Origin of the sequence: Serratia oryzae (assembly GCF_001976145.1) — a bacterium.
Taxonomy (GTDB): domain Bacteria; phylum Pseudomonadota; class Gammaproteobacteria; order Enterobacterales; family Enterobacteriaceae; genus Chania; species Chania oryzae.
The window spans coordinates 1-228 of the sequence record NZ_MOXD01000081.1 but is presented as its reverse complement, the minus strand read 5'-3'; the positions used below and the strand labels follow the sequence as shown (position 1 = coordinate 228).

Here is a 228-nt window from a genome sequence, read left to right as displayed (position 1 = left end):
TGGCGGAAGGCGAGCACCGCTTTACGGTGACGGCGGTGGACCAGGCGGGCAACGTCAGCGAGCCGTCGAACACCTTTACCCTGACGCTGGACTTTACGGCTCCGGATGCCAGCCTGGTGGCGATCACCGGCGTGGACGATCAGGTGGGCCAGAACAAGGGGAACGTGGTTGCCGGTGGCACTACCGACGACAACCGTCCGACCCTCAGCGGGACGGGCGCCGAAGCCG

At 67.1% G+C, this 228-nt stretch carries 1 protein-coding gene; it reads left to right on the top strand.

Going from position 1 to position 228, the window contains the following annotated elements; genetic code table 11:
- Window positions 1–228 (top strand): hypothetical protein (locus BMI79_RS23950; RefSeq protein WP_158069143.1); only part of this gene is annotated, 228 nt, incomplete at both ends.